The sequence below is a fragment of the Motilimonas pumila genome (assembly GCF_003596335.1).
Taxonomy (GTDB): Bacteria; Pseudomonadota; Gammaproteobacteria; order Enterobacterales; family CBDFNC01; genus Motilimonas; species Motilimonas pumila.
Genome location: NZ_QZCH01000029.1, coordinates 17,782 through 32,395, shown reverse-complemented (window position 1 = coordinate 32,395; position 14,614 = coordinate 17,782). Strand labels below are relative to the sequence as shown.

Below are 14,614 nucleotides of genomic sequence, written 5' to 3'. Positions count from 1 at the left end.
GTTTCCGTTACAATGCTAGAAATTGGACTATATCACTGATATGACGTTCAAAGCCCACAAAAGAATGATCGCCACCAGGCTCTATGGTAAGCCTGCATGCTTGGTATTTTAGCTCAGCTTGACGGTAATCAAGCACTTCATCAGCGGTTTGCAGCAATGCCCAAATATCACTCGGGCGTGAAATATGGGCTACATCCAGCTGTCTCAGCTCAGTGATGTGTTGCTCTGTAAGCACATAGGATTGTTGGGTGTATGGGTTGGTATTGACGCCTAAATATTCTACAAGTAGCTCATAAGGCTTTACCGCAGGGTTAATCAAAACAGCACGGCAATGAAAGTGTTCACAGGCTTTTGTACTCAAAAAACCGCCCAAAGAGCTGCCTATAAAGCCGATATTGGCACCCTGATGGCGGGCCACAATCGACTCAATAAACTGCCAAGCCTGCTGAGGGTAAGCTGGCATTTGGTGGCACTCAAAGATGATATCTGGGCGATGAGTATCAAGGTAACTCTTAACCTGCACCGCTTTAAATGATTGCGGAGAGCTATTAAAACCGTGGATGTAAATAATGACAGGTTGCATTAATAACCTGTGGCGTTAGCATCAGGCACAAAACCCGCATCGATGAGACGGTGTACTTGAGTGTCAACTTCACCATTGGCTTTCAACGTAAGGTAACGCCAACCAGGCTCTTGCTGGTCAAGGGCAAAATCATCACTATTAGGCTTAAACTGAATACAGGTAGAAGGCGTTGCAAGCAGTCTAACCCCTTGATATTGCTTATCCATGGTTTGGTGAATATGACCACACAATAGTGTATTCGCATTGTCATGCTGTGCTAGCACGGCAAACAAATCATCCGCATTTTTTAGACTGTGTTGATCTAACCAGGCGCAACCAGCGGGCACACTGTGATGATGTAATAACACCAACGCATGTTTGTCTGGATACTGACCCAGCGCGCGTTTCAGAAACCCTAACTGTTGTTCAGAAACTTGACCATGAGGTACGCCCACCACTTGAGTGTCCAATAACACCAACTGCCAGTATTCAGAAATAATGTGTTTGCAAGCTGAAATACCCGCCGCGGCAAACTCGGTTTGTAAGGCAGGCTGGAAGTCATGATTACCTGGTAACCAAAAGCAAGGCGCACTTAATTTTTTCGCCTGCTCGGTAAAGACACGGTAAGATGCTTCCGTGTGGTCTTGAGAGATATCACCCGTAGCCAATACCGCTTGATATTGCTGAGACTGCGCCAACACAGCCTCCATTACAGCTAAGAAACTGTCGCGAGTATTGACCCCTAGCAGCTCGCCATCTGGCTCACTGTACAAATGGGTGTCGGTCATTTGCAGTAAGGTTAAATCACCTTGTTTGTCTGTCGCTAGCTGTAAAATCTGTTCAGTCATTCGCTTTAAAAATTTGCTGGCGGCAATAGCCATGTTCGATACAAAACTTTAGCCATTCGGCTAAGAACAAGTTCACTTGAAGTTTTTCGTCTTTGTGGTGCATTTTATCATTTGGGTAATCATATTTCGGCTCCAAATAATAAATATGTTGACTAGCACACACTTCCGCTAGCCTTGCGTCGTGATAAAGTCGTACCCGTATCACTGGCATCATATAGTGAGGTTGATTTTCCGCTAATTGTTGCACTTTTAGTAAACTGGTATAAGGGCTCTGCTCTAGCACATGAATTTGATAATGAATGCCCTCACCCGCAGAAAAATCAAACCCTTGACGCTGGGTAAAGTTAGCCGGCAACAAATTGATCAACTGTATGTAGTTGGTCTCACACAAGCGCATAAATTTGCCAAGGTTCGGCGTGTATGCTTGTTTACCCTTTATGGTCACAGCGTCCCCTTAAGCCGGAGCCTGGCTTTGCCAAGTCCGTATTACCTTGTCTAAGTTTAGTTGCAGCCATTGTAACGCAATCACAGTGGCAGCGTTATTGATAACGCCTTGTTCTAGTAATTCATTGGCTTGGGTGCGACTGACAACTTGCACGCGAATATCTTCACCCTCTTCCTCTAAACCATGTATTCCTTGCGCTTGACTGCTGTCCACCTGAGCCACAAACAAGTCTATTTTTTCTGTACAGCCACCAGGACTCACTAAATAGCTGAGCATTGGCATGATATTGCTAATGACGACGCCGGCTTCTTCCTGCGCTTCACGCTCTACCACTTCTGCAGCCACTTCTCCTGGTTCAATAATGCCTGCCACCATTTCCAAGAGCCAAGGTGTATCACTTGTTTCGAGCGCACCAAAACGAAATTGCTCAACCAACACAAAGGCATCTGCTTCTATGTCAAACAACAATACCGCCGCGGCATGGCCACGTTCAAAGATTTCACGCTCAATTTCAGGGCTCCACCCGCCGGCAAATAGCCTGTGCTTAAAGCGATAACTGTTTGCCTCGAAGAAGCCTTGGTACAATTTTTTCTTTGAGATAATTTCAACATCGTCTTTGTTAAAACAGTTATTTTTTGTTAACTCTGGCTTCATGGTTTACATAGTCCTGAAAAGGTTGATATTGTTGCAGCAGTTATGACGTAAACTTTTAAAGTTTGCGCTATTATATGGAAACAGCAGTCCATACTATAAAAAACATGGCGAGGATCATAGTTGCCATGACTGCAAGACCATAAACTCGTTTTCATCTCGCTGCTATTGGTGAGACAATTTTTATACTTAAAACATAACCATTACAGACGCGCGAGCCTGTGAAAGGAAAGGTTGAAATGAAAAAAACTCTGCTTAATGTCGCCACTTTGGTGGCTTTATCAAGCCTAAGCAATGTCTCATTTGCAGATGATATCGAACAAATCTACGAGCAAGCGAAAGTAAAAGATCCACAAATTTTACAAGCATTAGCAGATCGTGATTCAGCTTTCGAAAAAGTCAATGAGAGCCGCGCCAGTTTATTGCCTCAAATAGGCTTAGGCTTGACCGCAGGTTATAACAAAACCAATAAAAGTGACCAAGGCACCAACGCTAACTACGGCGCCAACGTTTCATTAAGTCAAGCGCTGTACCGTCAAGATTACTGGACCACGCTAACCATTACCGAAAAAGCGGCGACCCAAGCAGACACGGTATACGGCAATCAAACTCAGCAATTAATCCTGCGTACGTCTCAAGCATACTTCGAAGTATTACGAGCAACTGACGCCTTATCTGCGGTAAAAGCAAACAAGCGCGCGGTGTCTCGTCAACTTGAGCAAACCAAACAACGATTTGAAGTGGGTCTCACGGCGATCACCGACGTTCATGAAGCCCAAGCTGAACATGACCGTACCTTGGCAAATGAAATTCAAGCGCAAAACACCTTGACCAATAGCTATGAAGCGCTGCGTGAGCTTACCGGCGTTGAGGTTAGCAACATCAATGTGCTTAATATCGACCGTTTTGACCCTATGATGCCAGATGGCAGCTCTGCCAATTGGTTATCAAAAGCTGAAAACGAAAACTTAGCCTTGCACACTCAACGTATTGCCAAAGACATCGCCAAAACACAAATTGAACTCGCAGAAACAGGCCATCTACCAACTGTCGACTTAGTTGCAGGTGTTGGTGTTAACGGCACTGATTACAAAAATGACTTTACGCCTGATGGTGACCTCACCAATGGCAACATAGGCGTGAACTTCAATATGCCCTTGTACACAGGTGGTGCCATCACATCTCGTGTTAAACAGGCACAATTCAATTATGTTTCCGCCAGCGAAGAGCTAGAGAAAACTTACCGCAGTGTTCAAACGCAAATTCGCAGTAACTACAACAACGTGGCAGCATCTATCAGTACTATCAAAGCCTATGAGCAAACCGTAGTGTCTTCTGAAAGTGCGCTAAAAGCCGTTGAAGCCGGTTTTGAAGTAGGGACGCGTACCATAGTTGACGTTTTAGACGCCACCCGTAAACTTTATGAGTCTAAAGATCTACTGTCTAACGCGCGTTATGACTACATCATCAGTATGCTCAACCTAAAATACGCCGCAGGCGTGTTGTCTGAGCAAGATATCCAGCTGATCAATGCCGGTTTAATGGTTGCCAAAAAGTAGCCTGTGACGCCAAAGCAATAAAAAAGCCGCCTGTTGGCGGCTTTTTTATTGTTGTTAAATCACCTGAAGCTGAGCCACAACGTTAATCTTGGTGACGAATCGCCTTGATGATCTCTGTGGTAGAACAACCGTTTTCAAATTGCAACACCTGCACTTCGCCACCATTGGCTATCACCTCTTGCCCACCAGCAATGTCTTCGGGCCGGTAATCGCCGCCTTTGACCAATAGGTCAGGCAGCACACCCGCAATCAGACTTTGCGGTGTAGGTTCATTAAACGGCACCACCCAGTCTACGGCGCCGAGACCGGCTAACACCGCCATTCTCCGCTCTAGTGGATTGACGGGTCTACCATCACCTTTCAAGCCACGCACAGACTCGTCTGAGTTCACCGCGACAATCAATCTGTCACCCAGCTCTCTGGCGCTATTCAGGTACGATACGTGACCCGCATGAATGATATCGAAGCAGCCATTGGTCATCACTACCTTCTCACCACGTCGATGAGCAGCATTTACCGCCGCCATAAGCTGACTTTGCGATACTACGCCAAAGCCTGTTTCTTGTTGCCCATAAACAGCATTGGCCAATTCAATTGGGCTTACCGTTGATGTACCAATTTTGCCAACTACAACACCAGCGGCAACATTGGCTAAGGCGCATGCAGTTTCCAGTTCCGCGCCAGCAGACAAGGCAGCAGCTAACGACGCAATCACGGTATCGCCAGCGCCTGTCACATCAAATACTTCCTGAGCCTGCGCCGAAAGGTGTAACGCGTCCTGCCCTTGACGAATCAAAGTCATACCGTGTTCACTGCGTGTGACTAATAGCGCTTTAATGTCAAATTGCTGTAATAATTGCTGGCCTTTGCTCACGATTTCCGCTTCGTCATTACAATGGCCGACAACGGCTTCAAACTCTGAATAATTAGGCGTTAATAAATCAGCTCCGCGATATTTCGCAAAGTCGCACCCTTTAGGATCGATCAAGACCTGGGCACCGGCTTGCTTGGCCAAGGTAATCATGTCACTGACTTGGTTTAACGCGCCTTTCGCATAATCAGAAAATACCACGACTTTAACTTGCGGCAGCTGTTGGCGAATACGCTCAAGTAATGGCTCACAATCAAGCCCCGCAAACGATTCTTCAAAGTCGAGCCGAATCAGTTGCTGATGACGGCTTAACACCCGTAATTTGGTAATGGTAGGATGACTACTAACACGCTCAAAGTCTGCGCTTATTCCCATGCTTTCAAGGCTGCGGGCCAGGTTTTCAGCGGCTTCATCTTGCCCCGTTAGGCCGACAATAGTAGCTTTGCCACCCAAAGCCGCCACGTTTAAGGCCACGTTAGCTGCGCCGCCAGGGCGCTCTTCTATTTGCTCAACCTTGACAACAGGTACTGGAGCTTCAGGGGAAATTCGGCCCGTAGGGCCATGCCAGTAGCGGTCTAACATTACGTCGCCAACCACTAAAATGTTGGCGTTATCAAATTCAGGCAGGGTAATTTTCATTCATCACTCTCATTCTCTAAGCTACTCTCAGTGTATCACAGTGTAGAAAAAACTTAGCCACTGCAAAACAATCGCTGTTAGAATATCACGTTATATTTTTGATGCTTGTTCAATAGTTTGCTGCGCACTTGCGCCTAAATAATGGTCTAAATATCGATGAGTCAACCACAACTCGAGTTGCGTTTTATACACCCTAAATATTGGGGCGTTTGGTTAGGAATATTATTCATGGCGCTGGTGTCCTTGCTGCCATATCGAGTCATGCTGTTTTTGGGTAAACACTTAGGTCGCTTTGCAATGAAACGCATTCATTCGCGGCGTAAAGTGGCTGAACGCAATTTAGCTTTATGCTTTCCTGATATGCCTGAGAGTGAAAGACAACAATTGCTGCAACGTAATTTTGAAAATACTGGCATTGCACTGTTTGAGATTTGTATGGCTTGGTTTTGGCCTGATTGGCGAGTTCGCAAACACCTACAAGTAGAAGGGCTTGAGCATATCGAGCAAGCTCAAGCAAAAGGCCATGGTGTGATTTTACTTGGCGCTCACTTTCTCACTCTGGAAATTAATGCCCGCAGCGCTGGCCTTAACTTTGAACCGACAGGTGTCTATCGCAAGCACAATAATCCACTGCAAAACTTTTGGTTTTATTGGGGAAGAAGCCGCTCTTTAAGTCGCGGTATGATTGACCGAAGTGATTTCAGAACCATGTTTAAAACACTCAAAAATAAACAGATCTTATGGTATCCACCCGATCATGACTACGGCCGCCGACGCTGCGCCTTTGTGCCTTTTTTTGCTGTTGATAAAGTGGCTACCGTGACCGGAACTTCTGCATTAGCCAAAATTGGAGACACGGTCGTGATTCCCTTTTTCATGCAACGCCTGCCAGGAAATGCAGGCTATAAAATGATTGCTAAAGCGCCGCTGCAAGGTTTTCCAACCGCAGACCTAACAGCCGATGCTGCTCGTATTAACCATGAAATAGAACAAATGATCTTAACTCAGCCAGACCAATACATGTGGCTGCACCGCCGCTTTAAAACACGGCCAGAAGGTGAAACGTCATTGTATAAATAAATATCATTGTCAGGCCTGAAAAAACGGCGCATCCGCGCCGTTTTTTATTCTCATGATTCCATACTTACAAAACGCGGTTTACTTCGCGTCAATGGCAGGGTAATAGTCTGCCACGAGCTTATTCCATAACGAGACGACTTGGTCGCGGTCTTGAGCAAATAAGTCACTTGAGACGATACGCGTTTGCTTATTGAGCGTTAACCTATGCGCCGCGTCGCGGATATGGCAATAACACTCAGACAATAATGCGCCTTGCTCTGGCGTCAGTAAGCCTTGCTCAACGCAAGTTTCAAAAATACGAATATTATCAGACCAGTTGGCCATAGCCGGCGCTTGGTGCGTGTTTGCTAGCACCAAAAACTGCGCGATAAATTCGATATCAACCATGCCGCCGGGTGATTGCTTTAAATCAAATTGGTCTTGTTCACCACGCAGTAAGTGATCGCGCATCTTTTTACGCATGTCTACCACATCTTTTGCCAGCTCAGCTTTGCCTCTTTCTTTAGCCAACTGACGTAAACGAACCGCATCAAAAGCTTGATGGATTTCATTGTCACCGTACACGCAGCGCGCTCGAACCAGAGCTTGATGCTCCCAAGTCCAAGCGTCTTTACTCAAATATGCGTCATAAGCCGCAAGCGAGCTCACCAACAAGCCAGAATCCCCTTGTGGTCTGAGGCGCATATCGACTTCATACAAGATGCCCGAGGACGTGCGACTGCTAAATAAATGTAAAATACGTTGGCCTAAACGCAGGTAAAACTGTTTATTGTCGATTTCTTTTTTACCATTGGTATACCCAGATACCTCGGTATCATGAATAAATACCACGTCCAGATCTGAACCATAACCCAGCTCTAAACCACCCAGTTTACCGTATCCTAAAACCGCAAAGCCGCGCCGTTCAGAGCCGATCAAGTTGGACGGCTCCCCATATTTTTCAACCAATTGGAACCAAGCAATATTGACCACGTATTCCATAATGGCTTCGGCTAAATAAGTTAAGTGATCACTCACCTTCATTAACGGCAATGCACCGGCGATATCAGCAGCGGAAATACGTAAACGCTGAATTTGCTTATACTGTCGTAACCCTTCCATTTGCTGTTCCATGTCTTCTTCGGGGATCCGCAACATGTATTGGCGAAGGTCACTTTTATATTCTTCGATAGGCGTAGGGTTGTACAAATGCTGAGGATCAAGCAGCTCATCAAGCAATATGGGATGCCGTGCCAACTGTGCAGCAATACGTGGGCTGGCATCACACAAACGAACTAACTGCTTTAGGGCGCCATGATTTTCGTTAAGCAACTCAATATAAGCGGTCCGCGTCATCACTTGAGTTATCAAGGTGACCAAGCGGTCCATTAGCGCAATGGGATCTTTCTTTGATAGCACTTTGCAGGTTAACGCTGGCATTAATCGTTTAAGGTTTTCTCGCCCTCTTGGGCCCACGGCTCGGCGCTGCGCTTCTTGCTTAAAGTTCACGATCAAACGGTGGCATTGCTCTGCGTCCTGTTGCGACAAATCATAGTCCGCCAACAAGGCTACTACCTCGTCTTGCTCTAATTCATGCAACCATAGCTCAGTAATGCGACCGTCTTGTTCCGATTCGTCTTGCTCTTCATCACCTACCACCCAGTCAAACTCTTGGTTAACTTGCGCCATCACGCCCGTTAGCTCTTGGTAAAACGAGTCCCAATTAGGAAAACCCAACGCACTAATCAAACGGTCTTTGTCCAGATCATTTGTTGGCAAGGTTTGCGTTTGCTTATCGCCAATTTGTTGTAATACGTTTTCTACTCGGCGCAGCATCTGATAACTGGCAAGCAAATTATCGACTCGCTCAGTAGGCATGATATCAAGATCTTTAAGGGCGTTAAGGGTTTGCCTCAAACCTTTTTGCTGCAATAAGGGCTCTCGTCCACCGCGGATCAGCTGAAAAGCTTGTGCAACGAACTCCACTTCACGAATACCACCCGCGCCCAGTTTAATATTGTCTTTTAAACCTTTTCGTCTCACTTCAGCTGAGATCATCGCTTTCATTTGACGCAGAGATTGGATTGCGCTGAAGTCAATGTAACGGCGAAACACAAAAGGTCGTAATAAGGTTTCTAATTCGTGCTTATAAGGAGACTCAGGCCCAATCACACGCGCCTTTACCATGGCATAACGCTCCCAATCACGACCTTGGGTTTGATAATAATCCTCAAAAGCAGCAAAGCTCATCACTAAAGGTCCTGACTCGCCGAATGGCCTTAAACGCATATCCACCCGAAATACAAAGCCGTCTGGCGTAACCTGATGCAAGGCTGCGATGACCTTCTGACCCAGACGAATAAAAAATTGCTGATTCGCCCATTCTTTTCGCCCCCCTTTGGTGACACCGTTTTCAGGGAAAGTGAAGATAAGATCGATATCAGAAGAGAAATTCAGCTCTTTTCCGCCCAGCTTTCCCATCGCTAAGATATAAAATGGCTGTTGTTCACCTTGATCATTTTCCGGTTGGCCTTGGCTCTTAACCAGATCTTGGTAAGCCCACTGACTGGCTTGCTCAATTAGCGCGTCAGCTAAACACGACGTGTGACGCAAACTTTCGTCTAAATCAGCCAGGCCTAGCAACTCACGCCAAGCAATAACCACCATGTGTTTGCGGCGAAATAAACGCAAGCAACGATGAAACGCCGCTTCTTGGTCACATTCACTTAACGCCTGCGCTAAGCTCTGCTCGATAATTTGGCAACGCTGAGATTGCTCAAACAAACCTTGCTCAAAACACTCCAGCAACAGTTCTGGCTGCTGCTGGGCACTATTGGCAATAAAATCACTCAAACCAAAAGCTTGTTTGATTTGCGCCTGCTGAGCAGGGCTAAAGACGGAGACATCGGTTAATTCGGCAAAACGTTGAAATTGTTGTTGGGCTATATCGGTCAGTTGCGTCATATCGTTTCTACTCAAAGTGCAGGCTAGATAAAGATGCCTTCACTCTACCAGCTAGCAAAGGTTTGTGCAGCATTTTGGAAATTAATCAAAAGATTAAGCTTGAAAAAACCCACCATAAACAAGATATTCATTAGGTAGCAAATTGCGCTGATAAAAAATTCACATTCGCCACTTGACATATTATGTCTAACAACCTAAAGTTTAGCTCACAGACATAATATGTCTACAAGGAGACTTAATGAACATCCACAAAATTGCAACCTACTTAAATGGTCTAGCGGATCATTCTGATACCGGTTTAACGTTTGACTGTGTACCTATTGCCGGCGACGTAGACGTATTACGAGTAGACATTCAAGGACGTGAAGAAATTCCAGTATTTATTTCTGTCACAGGCGATCAAATCTTATGTATTTCCTACCTTTGGGGTGAAGATGAGGTGATCGAAGGTAAGAAACCAGAAATGATGGAAGCGATGCTAGAAATGAACATTCCAATGCCATTGTCTTCATTTGCTCGTATCGAGCAAAAATATGTCATCTTTGGCGCATTAGCAGAAAGTTCTTCGTTGCAAGATATTGAACATGAAGTCAGTGTTTTAAGTGATAACAGCCTTGAAGTTATCAGCGAAATGTCAGACTACCTCAAGTAACGCTTTAAGGAGTAATTAATGAGTATTTTAAAGAAAATTATCACCGCTGTTCGTGGTGGCGCACGTGAGGTAGGCGAAGAAATTGTCGACGCTAACTCAACTCGAATCTTCGAACAGGAAATTCGTGATGCAGAAAACCACCTGACCAAAGCCAAACGCGACTTAACGGAAGTGATGGCCAAGCAGATGCAAGCCAACCGTGAGCTTGAACGTCTCAAGACAGACATCACAGAGCACGAAGGCTATGTTTCGCAAGCGCTAAGCCAAGGTAATGAATCATTGGCGCTAGAAGTCGCAGAGAAAATCGCGCAACTTGAACTTGAGCTACAAGAGCAAACTACCGCTCACGCTAGCTACGATTCAGCGGCGACACGCTTGAAAGATTTAATCAAGAAAAGTGAGCGTCAAGTGGCAGACTATCAACGCCAGCTTAGCATGGTAAAAACGACCGCCAGCGTACAAAAAGCTACGGCCGCTATCACAGACAACTTTACTTCAAGCAACTCTAGCTTGTGCAGCGCAAAAGAGTCTCTTGAGCGCATTAAGCAAAAGCAAGCGATGTTTGATGATAAGCTCGCAGCTGCAGAACAACTGCAAGCAGAGTCGGGTGACCAGTCACTCAAAGACAAGCTAAAAGATGCCGGCATCGGCCAGCAGCAAAGCAGTGCTAACGCTGTTCTTGAGCGGCTAAAAAATAAAGGCTAATTCGCGATATTAGCGAACTAGGTGGCCTCGGCCACCTATTTTTGTTTCTAGCCCCTTAACGTCTAAGGAGCCTTAATGAGCTTTCTCAAAAAATTATTTGGTAAACCGGCTGAAAAAATTGGCCGCGAGTTAAGCCACCCGCAAGCCTTGCAAGTGGGTGATTTACTGCAAATGAGCGACAGCTTCGCTTTGCCTGAAGCATTTAGAAAACAACAGTTTGAGTTGTTAGAAGTACAAACACAAGAGTTTGAATTTCGCCAACAAAGCCGACTAATTTGTCGTGGTGCATCGCAGCAAGATGTCTTTTTGTTGCTTGACGAAAAAGATCGCGATCATGTTGGCTTAAGCGTGTTACTGCGCCGTGCAGACGTTGAAGCCTTGTTCGATATGGACGCCTTTGCTGAGATTTTTGATGAGCCTGGGTCAGCAAACCTAACTCCTCTAACCCAAGACTCGCCGTTTGGGCCTATGATCGCCAACAACTACGTTCAGCAAGACTTTGCAACCCAAGGTTATTTCCACGACCAAGATTATCGCGGTCAAAAACCACCCGCATTCACAGACCAGGCCCATGGACGACAATTTGAGTACTTTGCATTATTTGGTGAGCAAGAAATGCGTTGGCTGGAAATTTATGTATTCGAAAATGGTGATACCGATGTATACCTAACCTTGAAACGTCCAGTCACAGACATTGCTGAGCTTTGGCCAAAAAGTTAAAGGAGGCAGTCATGAGCGAAAGAAAACTGCCCGCAAAATGGCAACAATCAGCCAAAGCCGCCAAAGCGGTACAAGTGGCTTTTGACATGGATGAAAAGGTGCAATATTGCATCCGTAAACAAGCGTTAGATGAAGGCATTAGTCCGTCAGATCAAATTCGCCATATTCTGGAGTTACCTGTTAACCGTAAACCCAAACGGCCACGTCTCACCGTGTCCCTCAATGGCGAAGATTACGCGCGTTTAGCCGAGCGTTACAGCCTGGAGCCGGAGCAGCAGCTGGAAATCAAGCGAAAAGTGATGGAAGAGTTGGCTGACTACACCGGTCAACAAGCTGAATAGCAGCGTGTATACCAGAAAGAAAAAAGCGCCCAATGGGCGCTTTTTTATTGCTATTGAGTAGCAATGAATTATGACACTTTAAAACTTTTTATCTCATTGGCCAGAGCGTGCGAATGGGTTGCGATGATACCAGCCATTTCATTGAGCTCTTTTAATACCGTCACAGAGCCCTCAACTAACTCTTTCACTTCATTAATGTTGCCATTCATTTCTTCAGCCACACAGGACTGCTCTTCCGAAGCAGAAGCAATTTGATTGTTCAAGTCGGCAATGCTTTGTACTTGTCCGGCGATAAAGTCTATTTTATTGCCCGCTTGTCCAACTTGTTCCACGCTGTGGTTAGCTTCTTCCACACTGGTGGTCATCAGAGAAACCGCTTGGCTAGCACTTCGCTGCAACTGCTCTATCATCTGTTGAATTTCTACCGTTGCTTCTTGGGTTCGCTGTGCCAAATTGCGCACTTCATCTGCCACCACCGCAAAACCTCGACCTTGCTCACCAGCCCGCGCCGCTTCGATGGCTGCGTTAAGTGCCAATAAGTTAGTTTGCTCAGATATGCCGCGAATAGTGTCAACCACGCTGCCAATGCTAGAGACTTTTTCTTCGACTTGATTAACCGCTTTAGAAGATTCATCAATATTGCTTGAGAGCGAGTTAATTGTGCCTATGGTCGACTCCACATAGCTGTTACCTTCTAGCGCAACTTGATTCGCTTCAATGGTCGAAGCTGAAGCTGTCGCAGCACTATTGGCCACCTCTTTCACCGAATTAGTCATTTGGTTCATGGCGGTGGCAAGCTCTTCCACTTGAGAAAACTCTTCTTCAATCGACTCTTGCACCGCTTCCATACAAACGGTGAGCTGGTCAGAAATATCCAGCAATTCTTCAGAGGAAATATTTTGCTGCTGCAACAAGGCTTTCCAATTAGACACCGTAGTGCGAATACCGCTAGCAATGGAGCCAAATTCATCGTTACAAGTTAAATTCACGTGTTCGGTTAAGTCTTTATTTGCCAATGCATCTAGGCCTAGCGTCACCGCATTGACTTGCTTTAACATCAATTGAGCCACCCAAATAAGCAGTACAACAAACACGACAATAAGTATCACGGTTTCCATAATACCGCGTTGGATTACGCCCCAATAAACCTCATCGACTTCTTGACTATTCACCGCAGCGGCTAAACTCCATGACCACAAATCAAAACCTTGTGTGGCGATAGTGACAGATTCTTTACCAAGCTTGCTACTCAATAAGCCTTGACCATTACCGGCTGATATCTCTAGTTGCTGCTGCACACCATCAAAAGCAGAAAATGCTTTTTGTCCTTCTAGGCTGCTTTGGCCAGGAAACAACAATGCCACGCCATCTTGCTGCAATACCCAAAAATGGCCATTGTTGGCCCATTTCATATTCGCTAATGTTTCCAACGCAAAAGCTTTAGCTTGCGGCTCCCCCCCGAGGACAGCTTGTTGTTCATAGGCTGCTCGTATTACCCCTTCAGCCAAATTAATTTTTTGAATCAATTCATGCTCTTGCTGTATGGTTATCTGAGCTTTGATTTGTTGTGCATCAAACACCACTTTGGCCATAATCAACACAGTACTAAACAGCATTAACAAGATCATCTTCGGCACAAGTTTGATGTCAGCAATTTTTTGTTCTAATACATTGAGTGCAGTTACAGCCATATTCACCTCAAAAGTTAAGGGGTTGCTATCAATAATTACAATAAGTTATGTTGATAGCCTTATTTTTGGTAGTCACTATAATCATACTTTATACTGAGAGATAAAATATCTATGCAAGCTCACAAACAGGGCAAAAAAATATCGCCATTAGATATTACGATGATGCTGCTATCGACCATTACGCTTGGCTTAATCATCACCCGTCTGTGGTTTGACGTCGGTACCGAAACCGCTAACCTACTGTTTAAACTCGATACCCTTGTATGCTGTATCTTGTTATCTCACCTCGCTTATGGCTGTGCCCTTAGCGAAGATAAGGCTCAGTATTTGAAACAGCACTGGATAGATATTTTAGCATCTCTGCCGCTGAGCGAGCATTTACGTTACTTTCGACTGTTACAAATCATCCGCATTACGCAAGCGCTATACCAAGGTAAAAACGTATTACAACTGTTGAAGTCTCACTATCAAGAAACGACCATTGCCTCGGTGATTCTGTTGTTGATTAGCGTACTCACTGTGGGTTCAATCAGTATTTTAATGGTAGAGTCTAACGCACCTGGCGCGTCCATCTTGACAGCGGCTGACGCATTTTGGTGGACCATAGTCACGGTTTCTACGGTAGGTTATGGCGATTTATATCCGGTGTCGGACGCAGGTAGAATCGTCGCCAGTTTTATTATCTTATCTGGAATAGGCACCTTTGCTGCGGTGTCTGGGCTGATGGCATCTATTTTAGTACCACAAGTAAAACCGGATCCCCAACAGCAAGCCTTGCTGTATGAAGTTCAGCGATTACAGGCACAAATAGCGCAGTTACAAAAACAACAAACAACAAACGCAGGCAGGCGACCGTTTAAAGCGCAAAAAAAGAGGGCTAAGCGCCCTCTTAGAGATTGATTCAGAG

General features: G+C 45.5%; 14 protein-coding genes. 7 read left to right on the top strand and 7 right to left on the bottom strand.

Annotated elements, in window-relative coordinates; translation table 11 throughout:
* Positions 1 to 7 precede the first annotated feature (7 nt).
* The 4 genes from yqiA to nudF are packed head-to-tail and all read right to left on the bottom strand — an operon-like array spanning position 8 to position 2,509.
* Positions 8 to 583 (bottom strand): esterase YqiA, encoded by a 576-nt coding sequence (gene yqiA / locus D1Z90_RS17290; RefSeq protein ID WP_119912048.1) that lies wholly within the window; start codon positions 581 to 583, stop codon positions 8 to 10.
* The gene (gene cpdA, locus D1Z90_RS17285; protein WP_119912047.1) at positions 583 to 1,410 is read right to left on the bottom strand and encodes a 3',5'-cyclic-AMP phosphodiesterase; all 828 of its coding nucleotides are present in this window, start codon (positions 1,408 to 1,410) and stop codon (positions 583 to 585) included. Before cpdA ends, yqiA begins: the two co-directional genes overlap by 1 nt.
* Entirely contained in the window at positions 1,403 to 1,855 is a 453-nt protein-coding gene (locus D1Z90_RS17280; RefSeq protein ID WP_198419256.1) for a DUF1249 domain-containing protein, read from the bottom strand. Before D1Z90_RS17280 ends, cpdA begins: the two co-directional genes overlap by 8 nt.
* 9 nt (positions 1,856 to 1,864) lie before the next feature.
* The gene (nudF, locus tag D1Z90_RS17275; RefSeq protein ID WP_119912046.1) at positions 1,865 to 2,509 is read right to left on the bottom strand and encodes an ADP-ribose diphosphatase; all 645 of its coding nucleotides are present in this window, start codon (positions 2,507 to 2,509) and stop codon (positions 1,865 to 1,867) included.
* A gap of 236 nt (positions 2,510 to 2,745) precedes the next feature.
* Here nudF and tolC point away from each other — a divergent pair, with 236 nt between their 5' ends.
* On the top strand, positions 2,746 to 4,065 hold the full coding sequence (gene tolC, locus D1Z90_RS17270; RefSeq protein WP_119912045.1) for an outer membrane channel protein TolC: 1,320 nt from the start codon (positions 2,746 to 2,748) through the stop codon (positions 4,063 to 4,065).
* An 82-nt stretch (positions 4,066 to 4,147) separates the two neighbouring features.
* On the opposite strand, the gene hldE is transcribed toward tolC, so the two are convergent.
* Positions 4,148 to 5,575, bottom strand: coding sequence for a bifunctional D-glycero-beta-D-manno-heptose-7-phosphate kinase/D-glycero-beta-D-manno-heptose 1-phosphate adenylyltransferase HldE (gene hldE / locus D1Z90_RS17265; protein ID WP_119912044.1), 1,428 nt, complete (start codon positions 5,573 to 5,575; stop codon positions 4,148 to 4,150).
* 156 nt (positions 5,576 to 5,731) lie between these two features.
* On the opposite strand from hldE, the gene lpxL reads away from it, so the two are divergent.
* Complete coding sequence (lpxL, locus tag D1Z90_RS17260) at positions 5,732 to 6,655, top strand: LpxL/LpxP family Kdo(2)-lipid IV(A) lauroyl/palmitoleoyl acyltransferase (protein WP_119912043.1); 924 nt, start codon at positions 5,732 to 5,734, stop codon at positions 6,653 to 6,655.
* A 78-nt stretch (positions 6,656 to 6,733) separates the two neighbouring features.
* Here the strand turns inward: lpxL and glnE are convergent, their stop codons facing one another.
* On the bottom strand, positions 6,734 to 9,598 hold the full coding sequence (glnE, locus tag D1Z90_RS17255) for a bifunctional [glutamate--ammonia ligase]-adenylyl-L-tyrosine phosphorylase/[glutamate--ammonia-ligase] adenylyltransferase (RefSeq protein ID WP_119912042.1): 2,865 nt from the start codon (positions 9,596 to 9,598) through the stop codon (positions 6,734 to 6,736).
* Between the two features lie 238 nt (positions 9,599 to 9,836).
* Between glnE and D1Z90_RS17250 the strand changes: the two genes are divergently transcribed.
* The 4 genes from D1Z90_RS17250 to D1Z90_RS17235 all read left to right on the top strand — a co-directional run bounded on the left by D1Z90_RS17250 (position 9,837) and on the right by D1Z90_RS17235 (position 12,016).
* A complete protein-coding gene (locus tag D1Z90_RS17250) occupies positions 9,837 to 10,250 on the top strand; it encodes a YjfI family protein (RefSeq protein WP_119912041.1) in 414 nt (137 codons plus the stop codon).
* 18 nt (positions 10,251 to 10,268) lie between these two features.
* Positions 10,269 to 10,955 carry a PspA/IM30 family protein gene (locus tag D1Z90_RS17245; protein WP_119912040.1) on the top strand — a complete coding sequence of 229 codons (687 nt, stop codon included), beginning with the start codon at positions 10,269 to 10,271 and terminating at the stop codon, positions 10,953 to 10,955.
* A gap of 75 nt (positions 10,956 to 11,030) precedes the next feature.
* Positions 11,031 to 11,675 (top strand): hypothetical protein, encoded by a 645-nt coding sequence (locus tag D1Z90_RS17240; protein WP_119912039.1) that lies wholly within the window; start codon positions 11,031 to 11,033, stop codon positions 11,673 to 11,675.
* Positions 11,676 to 11,686: 11 nt separating this feature from the next.
* Positions 11,687 to 12,016: a hypothetical protein gene (locus tag D1Z90_RS17235; protein ID WP_119912038.1), complete on the top strand. Its 330-nt coding sequence runs from the start codon at positions 11,687 to 11,689 to the stop codon at positions 12,014 to 12,016.
* Between the two features lie 68 nt (positions 12,017 to 12,084).
* Here the strand turns inward: D1Z90_RS17235 and D1Z90_RS17230 are convergent, their stop codons facing one another.
* A complete protein-coding gene (locus D1Z90_RS17230; RefSeq protein WP_119912037.1) occupies positions 12,085 to 13,707 on the bottom strand; it encodes a methyl-accepting chemotaxis protein in 1,623 nt (540 codons plus the stop codon).
* Between the two features lie 111 nt (positions 13,708 to 13,818).
* Between D1Z90_RS17230 and D1Z90_RS17225 the strand changes: the two genes are divergently transcribed.
* Entirely contained in the window at positions 13,819 to 14,607 is a 789-nt protein-coding gene (locus tag D1Z90_RS17225; protein WP_119912036.1) for an ion channel, read from the top strand.
* Positions 14,608 to 14,614: the final 7 nt, after the last annotated feature.